This is a genomic window from Psychrobacter sp. BI730 (assembly GCF_013414195.1).
In the GTDB taxonomy this organism is placed as follows: domain Bacteria; phylum Pseudomonadota; class Gammaproteobacteria; order Pseudomonadales; family Moraxellaceae; genus Psychrobacter.
In genome coordinates this window covers 117552-135347 of sequence record NZ_JAATTV010000004.1, presented here as the reverse complement: position 1 = coordinate 135347, position 17796 = coordinate 117552, and the positions used below count along the sequence as shown (strand labels likewise).

15 protein-coding genes are annotated in these 17796 nt (G+C 43.0%); 9 read left to right on the top strand and 6 right to left on the bottom strand.

Annotated features, from left to right (window positions below):
- Window positions 1-8 precede the first annotated feature (8 nt).
- Window positions 9-644: a response regulator gene (locus tag HCZ91_RS04145; protein ID WP_101206382.1), complete on the bottom strand. Its 636-nt coding sequence runs from the start codon at window positions 642-644 to the stop codon at window positions 9-11.
- Window positions 645-1101: 457 nt separating this feature from the next.
- Here HCZ91_RS04145 and HCZ91_RS04140 point away from each other — a divergent pair, with 457 nt between their 5' ends.
- Together HCZ91_RS04140 and HCZ91_RS04135 are read left to right on the top strand one after the other, a co-directional pair.
- Entirely contained in the window at window positions 1102-2184 is a 1083-nt protein-coding gene (locus HCZ91_RS04140) for a serine hydrolase (RefSeq protein ID WP_179798368.1), read from the top strand.
- 87 nt (window positions 2185-2271) lie between these two features.
- On the top strand, window positions 2272-2940 hold the full coding sequence (locus HCZ91_RS04135; protein WP_102090458.1) for a thiamine phosphate synthase: 669 nt from the start codon (window positions 2272-2274) through the stop codon (window positions 2938-2940).
- A gap of 65 nt (window positions 2941-3005) precedes the next feature.
- On the opposite strand, the gene HCZ91_RS04130 is transcribed toward HCZ91_RS04135, so the two are convergent.
- Window positions 3006-3335: a TraR/DksA C4-type zinc finger protein gene (locus tag HCZ91_RS04130; RefSeq protein WP_179798366.1), complete on the bottom strand. Its 330-nt coding sequence runs from the start codon at window positions 3333-3335 to the stop codon at window positions 3006-3008.
- 505 nt (window positions 3336-3840) lie between these two features.
- On the opposite strand from HCZ91_RS04130, the gene HCZ91_RS04125 reads away from it, so the two are divergent.
- The 5 genes from HCZ91_RS04125 (at window position 3841) to ruvB (ending at window position 8993) form a co-directional block, all read left to right on the top strand.
- Window positions 3841-5055: a phosphoglycerate kinase gene (locus tag HCZ91_RS04125; protein ID WP_179798364.1), complete on the top strand. Its 1215-nt coding sequence runs from the start codon at window positions 3841-3843 to the stop codon at window positions 5053-5055.
- Between the two features lie 257 nt (window positions 5056-5312).
- The gene (locus HCZ91_RS04120) at window positions 5313-5699 is read left to right on the top strand and encodes a hypothetical protein (RefSeq protein ID WP_160020824.1); all 387 of its coding nucleotides are present in this window, start codon (window positions 5313-5315) and stop codon (window positions 5697-5699) included.
- A 398-nt stretch (window positions 5700-6097) separates the two neighbouring features.
- Window positions 6098-7135 (top strand): class II fructose-bisphosphate aldolase, encoded by a 1038-nt coding sequence (gene fba / locus HCZ91_RS04115; protein ID WP_057760953.1) that lies wholly within the window; start codon window positions 6098-6100, stop codon window positions 7133-7135.
- A 78-nt stretch (window positions 7136-7213) separates the two neighbouring features.
- Complete coding sequence (gene ruvA / locus HCZ91_RS04110) at window positions 7214-7834, top strand: Holliday junction branch migration protein RuvA (protein WP_179798362.1); 621 nt, start codon at window positions 7214-7216, stop codon at window positions 7832-7834.
- A gap of 175 nt (window positions 7835-8009) precedes the next feature.
- On the top strand, window positions 8010-8993 hold the full coding sequence (gene ruvB / locus HCZ91_RS04105) for a Holliday junction branch migration DNA helicase RuvB (RefSeq protein WP_201569780.1): 984 nt from the start codon (window positions 8010-8012) through the stop codon (window positions 8991-8993).
- A 120-nt stretch (window positions 8994-9113) separates the two neighbouring features.
- Here ruvB and HCZ91_RS04100 read toward each other — a convergent pair whose 3' ends face one another.
- The 4 genes from HCZ91_RS04100 to HCZ91_RS04085 form a co-directional block, all read right to left on the bottom strand.
- Entirely contained in the window at window positions 9114-10775 is a 1662-nt protein-coding gene (locus HCZ91_RS04100) for an AarF/UbiB family protein (protein ID WP_179798358.1), read from the bottom strand.
- A 102-nt stretch (window positions 10776-10877) separates the two neighbouring features.
- Window positions 10878-11582: a hypothetical protein gene (locus HCZ91_RS04095; protein WP_179798356.1), complete on the bottom strand. Its 705-nt coding sequence runs from the start codon at window positions 11580-11582 to the stop codon at window positions 10878-10880.
- A 118-nt stretch (window positions 11583-11700) separates the two neighbouring features.
- Window positions 11701-12801 carry a bifunctional demethylmenaquinone methyltransferase/2-methoxy-6-polyprenyl-1,4-benzoquinol methylase UbiE gene (gene ubiE, locus HCZ91_RS04090; protein WP_238051173.1) on the bottom strand — a complete coding sequence of 367 codons (1101 nt, stop codon included), beginning with the start codon at window positions 12799-12801 and terminating at the stop codon, window positions 11701-11703.
- A 90-nt stretch (window positions 12802-12891) separates the two neighbouring features.
- The gene (locus HCZ91_RS04085; RefSeq protein ID WP_179798354.1) at window positions 12892-13605 is read right to left on the bottom strand and encodes a hypothetical protein; all 714 of its coding nucleotides are present in this window, start codon (window positions 13603-13605) and stop codon (window positions 12892-12894) included.
- 317 nt (window positions 13606-13922) lie between these two features.
- Here HCZ91_RS04085 and HCZ91_RS04080 point away from each other — a divergent pair, with 317 nt between their 5' ends.
- Together HCZ91_RS04080 and HCZ91_RS04075 are read left to right on the top strand one after the other, a co-directional pair.
- Window positions 13923-15614 carry an ATPase gene (locus HCZ91_RS04080; RefSeq protein ID WP_179798352.1) on the top strand — a complete coding sequence of 564 codons (1692 nt, stop codon included), beginning with the start codon at window positions 13923-13925 and terminating at the stop codon, window positions 15612-15614.
- A 567-nt stretch (window positions 15615-16181) separates the two neighbouring features.
- Complete coding sequence (locus HCZ91_RS04075; protein ID WP_102090468.1) at window positions 16182-17789, top strand: inorganic phosphate transporter; 1608 nt, start codon at window positions 16182-16184, stop codon at window positions 17787-17789.
- The last annotated feature ends 7 nt before the right edge of the window (window positions 17790-17796 follow it).

Below are 17796 nucleotides of genomic sequence, written 5' to 3'. Positions count from 1 at the left end.
TAGATGCTTTATGGTTGAATCAGACCATGGCGAATGGCCAAATGAGTCAATTTAACATCGCTATCAACCCCAACTTTTTCATAGATACGGTAGCGATACGTATTAATAGTTTTGACGCTAACAAATAATTGATCGGCTATTTGCTGAGGGCTTTGACAATTAACAACCATCATGGCCACTTGTTTTTCTCTGTCACTTAATAAGTCAAAAGGTGAGTTTGCATTATCAGACAATAAAACATCTGCTAACTGTTCAGCCACATCCTGACTGAAGTAACGACCTCCTTGATAAATCTTTTTGACCGCACGTATCATTTCATCAAGCGGCGTGCCTTTGGTAATGTAACCATTGACACCTGCTTTGATCAGCATTGAGGGATAGGGCTGTGCAGACATACTACTGACCGCCAAAATCTTGATACCCATATCAAGTTGTATCAGACGTTTGGTTGCTTCAAGCCCGCCAATATTCGGCATGTTGACGTCTAGCAAAATCACATCAGGATGTAATTGTTTGGCTTGTTTGATAGCCATATCACCGCTGTCTGCTTCACCTACCACTTCAATATCGGGGCTGTCTGACAACATACGGCTAATGCCCATCCGTACCAAATCATGATCATCTACCACTAATACTTTAATCATAACCATACTCTTTATTGATTGTCAGAATGAACGCTTTATTAGGTTCAAATAGTATAAAAAACGAATATATTTCAACCATTGTTTGTATCTTTGTATCTTTGTATCTTTGTATCTTTGTATCTTTGTATCTTTGTATCTTTGTATCTTTGTATCTTTGTATATTCAAAATACCGCTGATTAATATAACAAAATACGAGTAATCATAACATTCGAAGTTAAATTATATTGCTGCAGTGTGAATTGATGTTTCTATAATATAAATTGGTTGTAGCAAAGTTTGAATGAAGCCAAAAAAAACTACTAAATCAGTTTGATAGATTAAACTTAAATGTAAACCATGATACACTAAAAATACAAAAGCTCTATGTGAGTACTTACAAACACATCTATAAACGCTACGTACGTTTTTGGCGTCAGACAATATGTAACTGGCGTAATAGCGACAGCAGGAGGCATAATGAAGCAACTACCATTAACCAAACAGCAATTGATCGCTGCTATGATTTCATTGAGTTTGGGCAGTGTTGCACAAGCCGCGCTTACAATTAATGGTAGCACTGACACTGCCTCTAGTGCACGCCTGAGTTGGGGCGGCGCTGATAGTTTGTCTGAAGCCCGCAACATAATGTACAAGTCTAATGGCTCTGCTATTAAGAAAGTCGATAATGGCTATGGTACTACCAATATTACGAATACTAATAGTTTTGCTAGTAGTAATAACACTAATAATGCTCGCTATAACACAACCTATCGTGGGGCTTTCGGTAGCAGTGATATGATTCCGATTAGCACCGATTCACGTAGTGTTGCGGTGATCGATGCTGAAACTGGCGAATCTATCTACGAAAAAGATGCTGATATCGCGCGCCCAATGGCCAGTATCACCAAGGTTATGACGGCTATGGTCGTATTGGATGCAGGCCTTGATATGCGTGAAGAAATCACGCTTGATCCAGAGGATTTTGTTGGTCCTAAGCGTGCAAGCTCACGTTTGAAATCAGGTGATCGTTTAAACCGCGCTGAGATGCTATTGATGGCGTTGATGAAGTCTGAAAATCCAGCAGCGAAGAGTTTAGCGCGTAATTACCCAGGTGGCTATGATGCCTTCATGCGTGCGATGAATCGTAAAGCACAAGACTTGGGCATGAATACGGCATTTTTTGGTGATCCAACTGGACTTGATAAGCGCAACGTAGCTTCTTCAAAAGATTTGGTCAAGATGGTACGTGCTGCTGGTAATTATGATGTTATTCGTCGTTTTTCTACTACTAAGAGCTATGACTTTTTTGTCTCAAACTACTCAAGTGGTAACCGTACCTATAAAGCCAGTAATACCAGCACGTTGGTCCGTGACGGCAGCTATCCAATCGGTATCTCTAAGACAGGCTTTATCAATGAAGCCGGACGTTGTGTGGTAATGGAAACTCGGGTCAATAATCGTCCTGCGATTATCGTTATCTTAGGAGCAAACAGCTCAGCAACACGTTGGGGCGATGCTAAAAATATCTTAAATAGTTTGGCTACACGCCGTACAGTATAAGCTATCTTTTCTAAATGTATAAAAAAGCTGTTATATCATATAACGGCTTTTTTATTGTGTTGAATTTAAGAATTAAGGATACACGCTATGAGTCGTTCATCATTCTCCTCAGTTATGCCTAAGCTATATTTATTGACCAACGATGATGAATTTGAGCTGTTATATCAAAAGCTAGAAGCAGCCTTATCGACAGGATTAATTGCGCTATTACAAATTCGTCGTAAGCAAGTTCTTAGTCTACCTGATGGAGCTTTGAAGCTTTTTGATGAGGCGCAAAGAATCGTTGAGTTAGCTAAAACGTATAACGTGCCAGTTGTTATTAATGATGACGTGAAGTTGGCCGAAAAGCTTGGCGTTGGGGTACACCTTGGTCAAACAGACGGCAGTATCGGTGATGCTCTACAGTCTCTATCACCGCATCAAATCATCGGTCGTACCTGCCATGGTGATGTAGCGCTGATTAAAGAAGCAAAAAATGACGGCGCAAGTTATGCTGCGATGGGTGCTGTATTTACTTCTACAACTAAGCCAAATGCTAATATCATTTCGCGTCAGCAGCTTGTGGAAGGGTGTCAGCAAGGCATACCAATATGTGTGATAGGGGGGTTAACCGCAGAAAATGTCTCAGAGCTGGTAGATTTGCCCATTGCGCTTGTGGCAGTAGTCGGGGATATCATGGATCTACCAGTAGCAGACATAGCTCAGCGCTGTCACCAATGGCAGCAGGCATTTTCTAGATGGAAAATACCTACTTGAAACATGCTTTTTAGAGAAGTTTTAGAGTAGCAATAGTCTTACAATATAGTATTAATATGACAGTGCTACTCAGCGTGTTCCATACATAAGGTAGCATAGGGCAGCGCTTCTAAGCGTTGCTCTTCGATCTGTTCACCGCAGACTTCACACTCGCCATAAGTACCATTTTCAATCCGACCTAATGCATTTTCGACATAGATTAAGCTTTGACGTGCCTCACTCATCAAATTTTTACGCATGTCATTTTGACGATAGGATATAGCCTGATCTTCCCAGTGTTCATTGAGATCATCTTGCGGATTCTGAATATGATCTTCTATCTTATCAATTCGAGATTCGTACTCATCTTTTAATTTTAATAGGTTTTGTTTAGCAATGTCTAAGTTGATGCTCATTATTTTCTCCTAATGGATTATTTTTATTGTCAATGTTTCTATCATAAAGAGCTTGACTGCTGAGTACCACCACGAAATGTTACGGTTTATTGACTATGCTGAAAGCTAGCAACTTCAGTTGTTGCCATCGAATAATGGTCTGAAGATAGGGGCTCAATATTTAAAATGTACTGAAATTTGTGTCAGGTTGCTTGTGAGACTGCTGTAGAAAACTGGTAGAATACACCGCCGCTGAATTCTGCTTACTTGATCGACTCACCAGAGTGGTCTGATAAGTGTCAGAGCCAAGCGTTAAAAAACATTAAAACGTAATAAAGCTGATAATGACTATATAGCTTGGCTATAAGATAGCGTGGTTGTAAGACAGGCGAGCGAGAGTGCTACAAAATAGTAGATTGATCGAGCTTAGCACTGAATCTGATTTATATAGAGCTGACTATAATGGTCCTATCAGTAACGACAGTAATCGCAAATTAACAGATATATTGATACATAGGAGCAGGTGATGAATTTTTTGCGTATGAGTGAGTTGAACTTAACGGATGAAGTGGTGTTGATCCGAGAAGATTTAAATGTGCCTATTAAAGATGGTAAGGTCACGAGCGATGCGCGCTTGCAAGCCAGTCTTCCTACCATCAAGATGGCGCTCGAAAAAGGCGCTGCGGTAATTGTTTGCTCACATTTAGGCCGCCCAACAGAAGGCAATCCTGAAGCTGTATATTCATTAGCGCCGGTTGCTGACTATTTGACGGAAAAATTAAGCTTGCAACTATCGACACCTGTACGTCTTAATACTGATTACCTTACCCAAGGTGCCAATGTAAAATCGGGCGAAGTGGTTCTATTAGAAAACGTACGCTTCAATGACGGTGAAAAGAAAAACGATGCCACGCTAGCGAAAAAGTACGCTGATTTGTGCGATGTATTTGTGATGGATGCTTTTGGTACAGCGCACCGTGCACAGGCATCAACAGAGGGTGTTACGCAAGCGATGCGTCAAGCAGATAAAACTGTGTGTGCAGGGCCATTGTTAGCCGCCGAACTTGATGCTTTGAGCCTAGCGCTTGAAACACCAGCACAACCAATGCTTGCTATCGTTGGTGGGTCAAAAGTGTCTACAAAATTAGAAGTGCTACATAGCTTGGCTGAAGTTTGCACACAGATTATCGTTGGTGGCGGTATTGCTAATACTTTCTTAGCAGCACAAGGTCACAGTATTGGCGCCTCATTGTATGAAGCAGATTTACTCGATACTGCACGTGACATTATGATCAAGACTGAAATTTTGCTGCCTGAGTACGTCGTAGTCGCTGATAAAAATGACATCGATTTCGCTGATTTTACTGGCTCATTGCAAAAAGCCACCGCAACGATCAAATCAGTTGATGCGATCGGTGACAATGACATGATATTGGACATCGCACCAGAAAGCGCAAAACAGCTTGCCGATGCTATTATTAATGCAAAAACTATCTTGTGGAATGGTCCAGTGGGTGTTTTTGAAGTTGATGCTTTCGGGCAAGGCACACAGATATTAGCTACTGCTGTAAAAGACAGTGACGGTTTCTCTATCGCGGGCGGCGGTGATACATTAGCAGCTATCGATAAATATCAAGTTGCTGAAGGCGTGAGCTATATGTCAACGGGTGGCGGTGCCTTTTTAGAGTTTGTTGAAGGTAAAGTACTTCCAGCTGTCGCTGCGCTGCAAATAGATGCCTAATTAGTTAACGATACTCTGTAGCTTAGTAACATTAGACGTACAACTAACTTTAAATAACTAAGGTAGTCTGTAAAAATAATATTTTGGCTGTTGATTTGCTTGTTTTTATTAGCATAAGTAGGTGCAATAGCTAACGATTATTATTAAGCAGTAATTATTTATTTATATACTGAAAATTATTATTGCATGTCTGATTCGCACTCTATAAAATAGCGCGACCATGTATTTTGACATGCATTATTTACGAGAGGTTTATTATGTTAAAACGTCATTTATTACTTGCTAGCGTACTTGCTGGTACCTTTGCAATCACTGCATGTAGCCAACAAACAGAAGAAAACACAGAAGCTGCTGTTGAATCTGCTGGCGATGATGCTGCTGCAAACGCTGATGCTGCTGCCGCTGAAACAGAAGCTGCTGCTGCTGAAGCTGAAGCTGCTGCTCAAGACGCTGGTACTGAAGTTGCCGAAGGCGCTGACACTGCTGGTGCAGCTGCGACAGACGCTCTAGAAAACACTGGCGATGCTATTGCTGAAAGCACTAACACAGCGGTTGAAAATACTGCTGAAGCTGTTGCTGATGGCGCTAACGCTGTCGCTGATGGCGCAAATGATGTTGCAGTTGATGCAGAGCAACAGTACTAAGCTACGCGATGACTAAGCACTATAATGACTGATTTACTGGGAAGCTATCGATTGATATGTAACCTTTAAGAATAGTCATTGCTTTATAAGCCTCAAAATACTAAAAAAGCCTTGGTGATTGCCAAGGCTTTTTGCGTTGTATGTCATTATAGTAGTTTATAAAGTTACAGTTTATAAAATTAAACTGATATCAAGAGACGGTATAGACTGACAAATAGTCGGTCAACCGCTACGAAGACAGAACAATTTTTGCTATAATCACCGCGTGGTAATCATATCCAATATCATTCAGACCTTTACTAGCCTATATACGGTCAGTATGGTCAAATATACAGTGAAATGATTGCTATAAAGCTGTTTTTTAAAATACTATTCAAAATCCAATCAGAGAGCGTCTTATGGCCCTAATATCCTTACGTCAACTTCTAGATCACGCCGCTGAACACAGCTATGGTGTTCCTGCCTTTAACGTCAATAACTTAGAGCAAATGCGTGCAATCATGATGGCTGCGGATGCTTGTGATTCACCTGTTATTGTTCAAGCCAGTGCAGGCGCACGTAACTATGCAGGGTCAGCATTTTTGCGTCATTTGATTATCGCTGCGATTGAAGAATGGCCACATATCCCAGTGGTAATGCATCAAGATCATGGTATGTCGCCAGCTATCTGCCAACGCTCAATCCAATTAGGTTTCTCATCAGTGATGATGGACGGCTCACTTGGTGAAGATGGCAAAACGCCAATGGACTACGATTACAATGCTAGCGTCACGCGCGAAGTTGTTAAGATGGCTCATGCTTGCGGCGTCTCTGTAGAGGGCGAAATCGGTTGCCTAGGTAGTCTTGAAACTGGTATGGCTGGCGAAGAAGATGGCTCTGGCGCTGAAGGCGTATTGGATCATGAGCAGCTTTTGACCAGTGCTGATGAAGCTGAGCAGTTTGTAAAAGATACCAATGTCGATGCGTTAGCGATTGCTATCGGTACTAGTCATGGTGCCTATAAGTTCACACGTCCACCGACAGGCGATATCTTGTCTATTGAACGCGTAAAAGAGATTCATGCCCGTATTCCTAATACGCATTTGGTCATGCATGGTTCTTCATCAGTGCCACAAGAATGGCTAAAAGTTATTAATGAAAATGGCGGTGATATCGGCGAAACTTATGGCGTGCCAGTTGAGCAAATCGTTGAAGCGATCAAGCATGGTGTGCGCAAAGTAAACATCGATACGGATTTACGTCTGGCATCAACTGGTGCTATCCGCGAATTCCTTGCAAAAAATCCAAGTGAATTTGATCCACGCAAATATTTCAAAGCGTCTATGGTAGCGATGTCAGATATCTGTACCAATCGTTTTGAAGCGTTCGGCTCTGCAGGTCAAGCACACAAAATTCGCCCAACCAGTCTTGAAGGTATGGTAAATTTTTACCAATAAGACTGTGTGGTAGAACGTAGTTGTTAATCACGAAGTAGCAGCTGATTTTATAATATCTCACATAAGAGGTCATAAGTAATGATTGGATTGATTACTGGACAGGTGCAGTACTTGATGGCACCGACGGCTTGCATCATGACGACCTCTGGTGTGGGTTATGATATTGAACTGCCATTGTCTTCATTTTGTCAGTTACAGCTCAATGAGCAGGCTAGCATCTGGACACATTTCCATGTTCGCGAAGATGCCCAGTTGCTATACGGCTTTATCGATCGAAAAGAACGTGATGTCTTTCGCCAGTTAATTAAAATTAATGGTGTTGGAGCAAAAATGGCCTTGGCTATGCTGTCTGCAATGTCAGCAGCTGAGCTAAAGATGCACGTCGAGCAAGAGTCGGAGACGGCATTAACTCGTATCCCAGGCATCGGTAAAAAGACGGCGCAACGCTTATTAATTGAGCTGAAAGACAAATTAAATAATATCGACGTTGATAATGGTACGTTTGAATTGACACCTCAGGAAACTACGATTTCTCACGAAGGCAGTATCATCGCTGAAGTGGAAGGCGCGTTGATTAGCTTGGGATACAAAGAAAAAGAAGCTCAGCTAGCGATCAAAGCTGCTAAGAGTAAAGGAGATACTTTTGCTGATACTCAAGGTCTGTTAAAAGCTACTTTACAGCAACTATCTGGCTTTTAATTCATATTAATTAGCCGTCTATCGATGACAACCACATAATGTATCAAAGTAATAAGCGACATTGAATGTCGCTTATTTTCGTTTTAGTGCTCGCTTAATGAGGTTTTGCATGACTTATGCGCAGCGTTTGGTTATGCTATTTGTTAACTAATTTTTTAATATAATGATAAATTCTATGACGCAAGATCGCTTAATTAATCCGCTAGAAGGCGCAAGTGATGCTCCTGATGCCAATATCCGACCAGCATTATTGGCTGAGTATATTGGTCAGCCGGTGGTACGTGAGCAGATGGAAGTGTTCATCGGTGCTGCTCGTGGCCGTGACGAAGCGCTAGATCACACACTTATATTTGGTCCACCGGGTCTAGGCAAGACGACCCTCGCCAATATTATCGCTCGTGAGATGGGTGGTAATCTGCGTTCTACTTCAGGGCCTGTGCTTGAGCGCCCAGGAGATTTGGCAGCCATGCTGACCAATCTAGAAGCGGGTGACGTACTGTTTATTGATGAAATTCACCGTCTAAGCTCGGTTATTGAAGAGATACTTTATCCAGCGATGGAAGATTTCCAATTAGATATTATGATTGGCGAAGGGCCTGCTGCGCGTTCTATCAAGCTTGATTTGCCACCGTTTACCTTGGTAGCAGCAACGACTAGAGCAGGGCTACTGACGTCACCACTACGTGACCGTTTTGGGATTGTACAGCGCCTTGAGTTTTACAACATCGCTGATCTAACGACGATTGTCAGTCGAGCAGCACGTCTAATGCGTGTACCAATGAGTGAAGATGGCGCTATAGAGATTGCGCGCCGTGCACGGGGTACACCAAGGATTGCTAACCGCCTATTACGCCGTGTGCGTGACTATGCCGAGGTAAGAGGCGACGGTAGTATTAATGGCGCGATTGCAGGTAGCGCGCTAGATATGCTGGCAGTGGATAGACGTGGTCTTGATCATCTAGACAGACGCTATATCGAAATATTGCACGAGCGCTTTGACGGTGGTCCGGCTGGTGTTGAAGCAGTGGCAGCAGCGATGGCTGAAGACCGTGGTACGCTTGAAGATGTGATTGAGCCATATCTGATTCAACAAGGTTATGTGCTGCGTACTGCTCGTGGCCGCGTACTGACACAGATGGCAATCGATCAGATGTTATAGTAATCAGTATTCAATATAAAAAATGCGCCTGCTTTTGATGAGAAGTAGGCGCATTTTTTTGTTTAAATCTAAAATTATGAAAATTTTTCTGAACTGATTGAGTAAAAATAAATCTGATTTCTAAGCTAAAATTCGCCAAACAACTACCAAGACCGCCAGTATATAAAATATAGGTGATAGCCAGCCGATAACTTGCGTAGCGATAGCGATAAATATAGCAAACCCTGCAAGTGCCAACCAATCACGACGACGGTCGTTTAGCATGTCAGCGCGAATTTGCTGTATTTCCCGCAGTTGACTGTCCTGACGAGAGCCCTGTGAGGCAAGGCTTTGTAGCCCTTGATCTAATAGTTTGGGAATATCAGTGGTAGATAGGAGCATTTCAGGCAGTTGTTGGCGCAGTTGCTGTAGGTTACGCATAGGATCTAACTGCTCTTTAATCCAACTGCTTAGAATTGGCTTGGCAAGTGACCAAATATCAAGGTCAGGATATAAATCACGACCGAGTCCTTCCACATGGACCAAGGTTTTTAGCAGAAGCATCAGCTGCGGCGGGATACTCATATGGTGTCTACGCGCAATGTCCAAAATCTGCATCAGTACGCCAGCAAAGTCGATATCATCGATTGATTTTTGTAGCATAGGACCGACGGTACGTTTCATATCACGCATCAGGGCATGCTTATCAGCATTTGGTGGTATCCAACCTGCACGGCTAACAATATCAACCACAGCGGTAAAGTTATTGTTCATCACGGCAAGTAACATCCGCGCCACGATGAGCTGATCGTTTTTTGATAAAGTGCCCATGATGGCGCAATCAAGCCCGATATAGCGTGGTTCATGACCTAAATCAACTGCTGACATACCTGCATGTAAGGTTTGCACAGGTGGTGTTTCTACGAACACATTGCCTGGGTGCATATCAGCATGAAAGAAGTTATCGCGGAAGACCTGGGTAAAAAATATCGTTAGGCCTTTTTCTGCAAGCGCTGCACGGTCATAGCCTAACTGATCGAACACCTCAACTTGTGAGATAGGGACACCTTGGATACGCTCCATGACCATCACGTTTTTGGCAGCGTCATAAACTTCAGGCACATACATCAATGCTGAACCCAAGAAGTTATTACGCATTTGAGTAGTATTATCAGCCTCAAGCGTCAAATCTAGCTCGTTGAGCATGACTTGCCGATAGTCTTCGACAATATCGATGATATGAACGGCACGTGCTGCTTCAATACGCGCAGATGCCCAACTTGCCAATTCCCGCAATAGTTCAAAGTCAGAAACAATCACAGTGCGAATATCGGGGCGAACCACTTTTACCACGACTTCACGCCCATCATGTAGGGCAGCCGTATGAACTTGGGCGATAGAAGCGGCCGCTAACGGTTTGATATCGAACCGAGCAAACAAGGTTTCAATAGACTGGCCAAGACCATGTTTAGGGTGCTGAATTTGAGCGACAGCAATATCAGCGTCAAAAGGCTTAACTTTGTCCTGCAACTGAATCAATTGAGCGATAATCTCAGGCGGTACCAAGTCGCGACGTGTTGAGAGTAACTGGCCAAGTTTCAAAAACAGCGTACCCATGTCCTCAAGCGCATATTTAATCGCATTTGGTTGGTGCTTTTTGCCCCATGCTGCTGGATGCATGCGAATTAATCGCGCCAAAGGTTGCAGCTGCGGTGCTTCTTCGATAGAAAAATGGGTATCAAGGCGATACATTGCGGCGATACGCCAAAGCTGAAGTAGACGAGCGCGGTGCGATAATAGCATGGGATTAGGTACTCTAAACAAAGACGAAAATGGGGTAAGCGCTGTGCTTAATCACAAATATTGCCATCGGTAATAGCGTTCATTTATGATTGATGCAATCGGCTATTGATGAAACGAGTTATTGAGAAACTGCGCTTGCTCTTCTTTGATAGCAGCAAGTTTGGCTTCTTCTCGTTCGACGTCAGCACGTAATTTTAACAGTTGCTGTTTCAGATCATTTGCTTCAGCCACCTCGATAGGATCAGGTGTGCTATTGCCAGCTACTTCATTGGCCCAATCACTGACTTCATCAAAAGCACGTTTGGCACTATGCCGCCAGCTACCTTTAAGCTGAGAGATAAGAAGGTGTAACTGGCTAGCCATTGGTTTACCAATAAATGGTTCAAGCTGTCCAGCCACGTCAGGATCAAATCCTGCAACCAGTTGTTTGAGCTGCATTAGCACCTTGTAATCACCAGCAATTGGCAGGTTGCCTTCAGCGCCACGCATCAAATTGAGCAGTTGAGCAGCATTATCTACGGTAATGGTACAATCTGGACGACTATGACCAAAACGTGCGCGCTCCATGCTAGCTTTTTGGCGCTCATTCATTTGGCCACTTGGCTCAAATACGCTCTCCGTCGTGACTGGCTCAAAGCGTAAACGCTCATGAGTGAACAGGATGTCTAAATGAATCTCAGGCAGTCCCATATTAAGACGTAACACCTTACCTGCAAGCGGCGCTAAACCTGCTTTGGTAATCTCATCACTAGCAATGGCAATGTTAATTAGCTTTTCGGCACTAGCTAATAGAAGGACAGTCAGCATAAGGCTCTCGCATCGTTAAGTGAGCGCCTTTGCATTAGCTGCATCAGCGCATCGTGTGTTCGTGTTAGGTTCAATAGGGTCTGTTAAACGTAATGGTCTTGCCAATCGTAATTTAGCGTTACGCTTTAAAGCCGCGATGGACAGCCACGATACCAGCAGTCAGGTTATGATAGTCACAGTTCTCAAACCCAGCTTGTTGCATCATCTGCTTAAGTGTCTGCTGATCAGGGTGCATACGAATTGACTCAGCCAAGTACTGATAACTTTCAGCGTCATTAGCAATCAGCTTACCCATCACTGGCAATGCAGTAAATGAATACAAATCATAGGCTTTAGATAGTGGCTCAAAGACTGGCTTGGAGAACTCCAAAATCAAGAGACGACCGCCTGGCTTTAGGACGCGATACATAGACTTTAGGGCAGCATCTTTGTCTGTGACGTTACGCAAACCAAAGCTAATAGTGACTAAATCGAAGCTTTCGTCATCAAAAGGCGCTAATGTCTCAGCGTTTGCCAAGACAAAATCAACGTTGTTACAGCCAGCATTGATCAGGCGCTCACGGCCCACTTCTAACATCGCAGCATTAATATCAGATAGTACTACGTGGCCATTTCTACCGACTTCACGGCTAAATACTTTGGCTAAATCGCCCGTACCACCAGCGATATCAAGGACATGCTGACCAGCACGCACGCCTGATAGACTAATCGCATAGCGCTTCCATAGACGATGAATACCAAATGACATCAAATCATTCATGATGTCGTATTTTTTGGCAACAGAAGTGAATACGTCAGCCACACGTGCTTGTTTTTCTGCTTTATTGACGGTCTTATAGCCAAAATGCGTCTGCTCATTACCATCTGTTTCAGGCGTGTGCGGATTATTGATATCATCACGCTGATTGAATAGCGTTTGTTTTATGGTTTGCTCTGAAGTATTTGTGCGAGTCGTTTTGTCGTTGTTTGGCATAGTGGTTTGTTGGCCTTGCGGCGTTCCAGTAGGTAGGTCTTGAACTTTAGTAAAGTCGCTATTGTCATCACTAGCAACGCTGTTATTCTTGCTCGGCACGACATTGGTGGTTTGATTACGTAATATCTGCGCGCTGATCTGTTGATTATGAGCAATACTGTCTTTTACCAGTTTGTCTTGCAAATGACCATTAGTCGTTGTGGCTTGATTAGAAGGAGCGCTGCTATCTTTTGCATTATCAGTCATCATGTTGTCCTAGAATTTATTTTTATGATTGTCTTTATCGGAGAAAGTCGTTAAATAGTAAGCGTCAATTAGCTATTTAACATATTGAGTTTATGATACACCAAACGCTACCGGCTTACTGCCATTATCCGTATCATGAACCTGATCGATAATGGACAGTTCACGCTCGCAGAACGGCTCAATAAAATCGCTGACGCTACTCAGAGGTTTCATGGCCTTAAAGCCTGTATCAATAAAATCATAAAGCGGCTGGTAGCCATGACGATAGGCTGTACTTTTTGCTAGTGCAAAGGCTTTTTTGAGCATAAACGAGTTTAGGTGTTTGTCCGTGCGATAACAGACGTCTTTTAGATTAGCAATCTGAACTCGGCGCTCGTCTTCTTCATCGACAGTACGGTAGGCGGTTAGCATATTCTCTTCGTTTACTGGTAAATCCTGAGCGAGTAACCACTGGGCTAAATGCAGATCTAGCTCAATGGCAAAAATCGCTGCTTGGATGCCCATGCTACCAGCCTCTAGGGCTGACTCTTTAGCAAGACGTTCTAGCTTTTTCGCTTTTGGCAGGATACGTGCTAACTGCTCCGCCAATAACTTGAATTCTTCGCCACCATATAGCTGAGTGAGAAAGTAATCTGCCATTAGTTGGTTTTTAGGTTGTTCAAATAGCTCGCGATGCGTCTGCTGGAGACGTGTTTGTTGCCATGATTGTACTTCTTTGAGCTTAGCATTTAATTCATCATCTTGGTGATAAGGCATCGCCCAAAAACGTGTCAAATGCTGTTGTAAATCAGCTAAAGCGGTCATGGCAGTGAATCCTGTAGAAGTAAATAGGGTAATCAAATTTAAGTATAGTTGTTTTAAATATTGTGAGTCAGGGTTATAAGGCTTGCAACAACTGTTCTACCCTATACCCAAAATTGTGTTCACCTTAAAAGAAAATAATTAAGAATACAAATACCAATCTGTTACACAGCAATATTATTTACTCAATTGGTGCAGTGCTATGATTAAATGAGATAAAAATGAGCGATGAGATAAAAATGTTGAGAGTTATCTTATCGAGAGCTATCCCATAAGTCATTCATTAGTAAAGCAGCCCAATAACAATAGCGAGTGTAATCATGTCTCAAAAAAATGATACTACTGAACCAAAAGCACCACAAGCGGTAAGTACACAATTTAGCGAGCAAGTTGTGGAGCAGCGTCTAAAGCCTAATCCTTTAAGTCAGTTTTCACTGGATGAGGATTCGCTTAGACTGGCATTGGTGACGGCTCAGTATGCTTTAAAAGCCACTCGCCAGCAAACGCCTCCGACCCTCAATAAGCCAACAGGTCTGTTAGTACTAGTTAATGGAATGGAGCAGGCAGGTAAAGGTACCGCCGTTAAACAGTTGAGGCAATGGGTGGATCCAAGGCTGCTTAAAGTTGAGGCAACCATTGGTCATTCGCCATTGAGTTATCAACCCATTTGGCAAGCGCATACTAGCGCTATGCCGCGTCATGGCGATGTCATGGTATATTTCGGCAACTGGTATGCTGATTTATTATACAATGTCATGCGACTGGCGACATCCGATAGTGAGAACCTTGAAGCATTATCAAATGATAAAAGTCAAAAAAGTAAAAATTCGCTTCCTATCGCTCAGTGGCAAGACTATCTACAGCAGCAATTAGACACGCTAAAAGCATTTGAAAACGATCTCAGTGCCAATCAAACCAAGTTATTAAAATGTTGGTTTCATGTCGATATTGAAACGTTGCACAGTCGCTTAAAGGATGATGAGGCAGATCCGCAGTTTTTGTATCAAATTGACTGGAATAATAAACAAGTCATTGAGAAGTTTAATGAAGTGGCTGCAACCTTGCTGCGTCAACAGGATGATTGGGTCATTATTGATGGTGATGATAAGTTAGAGGCCGCTGATAACTTTTGTCATTTGGTGCTACATGCTATGCAAACCGCGCTGGCGAGTAGTCAGGCAGATAGCGATGACAATGATAATGAAATATCAGCAAACGATTCCCAGTCCAAGAAACTGGAACTTAACTCAGATACTAAGCAAAAACAGTTTGAGCCTGTGTCGATACCTAAGCAGCTGACGTCTATTAAAGATAAAAAAATCAGTAAGTCCGACTATCGTGAGGCATTGGCAGAGAAGCAAGCGCGGCTTGCTGAGTTGCTACGTGCACGCCAAGGTCGGCATGTTGTGTTTGCCTTTGAAGGGATGGATGCCGCCGGCAAGGGCGGCGCAATCAAAAGATTGGTCGCACCGCTAGATCCTCGCGAGTATCAAATCTATAATATTGGCGCGCCGATGTTATATGAGACTCAGCATCCTTACTTGTGGCGTTTCTGGACAAGATTGCCTGACGAGCAAACGAATCGTATTAGCCGTATCGCCATTTTTGATCGTACTTGGTATGGGCGTGTGTTGGTTGAGCGCATTGAAGGATTTGCGTCTCCTAATGAATGGCAACGAGCATATGATGAAATTAATCGTTTCGAGGCGGACTTGGCAGCAGCAGGAACGTTGGTTATCAAGTATTGGTTAGCGATTGATAAAAAAGAGCAGCTTAAACGGTTTGAAGATCGTCAAGAAACACCGCATAAGCAATTTAAACTAACGGATGATGACTGGCGTAACCGTGATAAATGGTCAGACTATGTGCAGTCTGCAGCAGATATGCTGGCACGCACGGATACAACGACAGCGCCATGGTGTGTTATTGCGACCAACGAAAAGCGTCAGGCGCGTTTAGACGTGTTAGATCATGCTATTGAGCAGTTGTCTGCATTTTCTGAAAGCAAATAGTTGTCAAAGATGCCTGAAGTTTAAGGACTCTTATAAATTTATATAATTGTATTTTCCACGTGTTTCCTAAGTAGGATGGCTCGAACCATATTCGAGCCATCCTGTCTTTTACAGAGTGTGGTCTTGTCCGTATACACCCGCAGTTACAAATCTCGCAATATCATCATGCATTATGTGCTCATATTTAATATAATAGAGCGCAAAACAGCTCCTGCTAAATAATAATTTTAATTTAGCAAACAACGTGTTTTGGTTATTTAGTATAGATAACTTAATAATTACGACAAAAATTGTTACAATAGCTGTTAGTAGTACCACAAATATCGCTAAGAAATATATAAGCCGCAAGATGCTGTAATCAGACGATTTGGCAATATCACTTGCGGCTTTGTGACATGTTGAAGGATGTGCTTTCCCTTTCGCTCTAGTCGGTTCAAGGCCTTCTAATCTTATGTTATATATTTTCCATTGCTACTTCACTAGATGCTGCGACAAGCACTGTGAGTAGCAGCGCAATATTATCAACCTCATATAATTTTAATCAGCTTACGCAGGACGTACTAACGTATGGGTATTAGCAGCAGTTCTACAGAGTCAGTCAAGCCAGTTGGCTCTATGAGAATCAATCTATTTTTTGCCATTTTACTGATTGCGATGACTTCCTACTTTTTGTGGTGGGGTTTAGATTACACCATGCGTCAGCAAACGACGCTATTCATTGTGGCGACCGCTTTTGGTGTCTTTATGGCATTCAATATCGGTGGTAACGATGTCGCCAACTCCTTTGGTACTTCGGTGGGTGCAGGGACGTTGACTATCCCGCAAGCATTGGGTATTGCCGCGATATTTGAAGTATCGGGGGCAGTCCTTGCAGGCGGGGAGGTGACTGATACGATTCGAAGCGGCATTGTCGATCTAGATGGTCTATCAGTGACGCCCAATCAGTTCATTTATGTCATGCTCTCCGCATTGGTTGCAGCAGCATTTTGGCTGTTATTTGCGACCAAAAAAGGTCTGCCTGTTTCGACCACACACTCCATTATTGGCGGTGTGATTGGTAGCTCCATCGTTTTAGGTATCACGTTAGGTGGTACGGACATGGCGCTATCAACGGTAGACTGGGGAACGGTTGGAACTATCGCTATTTCTTGGGTGTTGTCGCCGCTACTAGGTGGCGTGTTGTCTTATCTTTTATATGGACAAATTAAGAAAAACATCATTGAATATAATGATAAAACCGAAGCTTATATTGCGACGCTAAAAGGCAATAAAAAAGTCTTAAAGCAAAACCATAAAGAGTTTTTGGATGGTTTGACAGAGTCTGAGCAATTGGCCTATACGTCAGCGATGCTACGTGATCAGGAAATCTATAAAGATGACGATTGTGTCGTTGAAGACCTAGAAACTGATTACTACAAAAAGCTTTATGATATTGAGAATGAGCGTAGTAGCCTTGATACTCTAAAAGCACTTAAGCAATGGGTACCTATCATTGCTGCCGCAGGTGGTGCGGTGATGACTTCTCTAGTCGTCTTTAAAGGTCTAAAAAATGTTAATAGCGGCCTGACCACGCTGCAGGGCTTCTTGATTATGGGTATGATAGCGGCGCTAGTATGGTTAGCGACTTATATCTATACCAAGAGTATCCGCGGTAAGCATAAAGAAGATTTGACCAAAGCGACATTCATTATGTTTAGCTGGATGCAGGTCTTTACCGCGTCAGCTTTTGCCTTTAGTCATGGTTCAAACGATATTGCCAATGCCGTTGGCCCTTTTGCCGCCATTATGGATGTGATCCGTACTAATAGTATCGCTACTGAAGCTGCTGTGCCACCTGCTGTCATGCTGACTTTTGGTGTGGCACTAATCGTTGGTCTTTGGTTCATTGGTAAAGAAGTGATTCAAACCGTTGGTACCAATCTAGCGAAAATGCATCCAGCTTCAGGTTTCTCAGCTGAGTTGGCGGCGGCGGCGGTTGTGATGGGCGCATCGACTATGGGTCTGCCTGTATCAAGTACTCACACGCTAGTAGGCGCGGTATTAGGTATCGGTATTGTCAACAGAGATACGAACTGGAAGCTTATGAAGCCGATTGGTTTGGCTTGGATTGTGACGCTACCTGCAGCGGCTACTATGTCTGCCATCAGTTATCTTGTATTGAGCAACATTTTTTAATGCGCTG

Excerpts from the sequence above, each read along its gene's own strand:
- ruvA (WP_179798362.1), top strand. The coding sequence starts at position 7,214 with ATGATTGGATTGATTACTGGACAGGTGCAGTACTTGATGGCACCGACG.
- ruvB (WP_201569780.1), top strand. The coding sequence starts at position 8,010 with ATGACGCAAGATCGCTTAATTAATCCGCTAGAAGGCGCAAGTGATGCT.
- HCZ91_RS04120 (WP_160020824.1), top strand. The coding sequence starts at position 5,313 with ATGTTAAAACGTCATTTATTACTTGCTAGCGTACTTGCTGGTACCTTT.
- HCZ91_RS04095 (WP_179798356.1), bottom strand. The coding sequence starts at position 11,582 with ATGCTGACTGTCCTTCTATTAGCTAGTGCCGAAAAGCTAATTAACATT.
- HCZ91_RS04100 (WP_179798358.1), bottom strand. The coding sequence starts at position 10,775 with ATGCTATTATCGCACCGCGCTCGTCTACTTCAGCTTTGGCGTATCGCC.
- HCZ91_RS04135 (WP_102090458.1), top strand. The coding sequence starts at position 2,272 with ATGAGTCGTTCATCATTCTCCTCAGTTATGCCTAAGCTATATTTATTG.
- HCZ91_RS04125 (WP_179798364.1), top strand. The coding sequence starts at position 3,841 with ATGAATTTTTTGCGTATGAGTGAGTTGAACTTAACGGATGAAGTGGTG.
- HCZ91_RS04130 (WP_179798366.1), bottom strand. The coding sequence starts at position 3,335 with ATGAGCATCAACTTAGACATTGCTAAACAAAACCTATTAAAATTAAAA.
- HCZ91_RS04140 (WP_179798368.1), top strand. The coding sequence starts at position 1,102 with ATGAAGCAACTACCATTAACCAAACAGCAATTGATCGCTGCTATGATT.
- fba (WP_057760953.1), top strand. The coding sequence starts at position 6,098 with ATGGCCCTAATATCCTTACGTCAACTTCTAGATCACGCCGCTGAACAC.
- HCZ91_RS04085 (WP_179798354.1), bottom strand. The coding sequence starts at position 13,605 with ATGACCGCTTTAGCTGATTTACAACAGCATTTGACACGTTTTTGGGCG.
- HCZ91_RS04145 (WP_101206382.1), bottom strand. The coding sequence starts at position 644 with ATGATTAAAGTATTAGTGGTAGATGATCATGATTTGGTACGGATGGGC.
- ubiE (WP_238051173.1), bottom strand. The coding sequence starts at position 12,801 with ATGACTGATAATGCAAAAGATAGCAGCGCTCCTTCTAATCAAGCCACA.
- HCZ91_RS04075 (WP_102090468.1), top strand. The coding sequence starts at position 16,182 with ATGGGTATTAGCAGCAGTTCTACAGAGTCAGTCAAGCCAGTTGGCTCT.
- HCZ91_RS04080 (WP_179798352.1), top strand. The coding sequence starts at position 13,923 with ATGTCTCAAAAAAATGATACTACTGAACCAAAAGCACCACAAGCGGTA.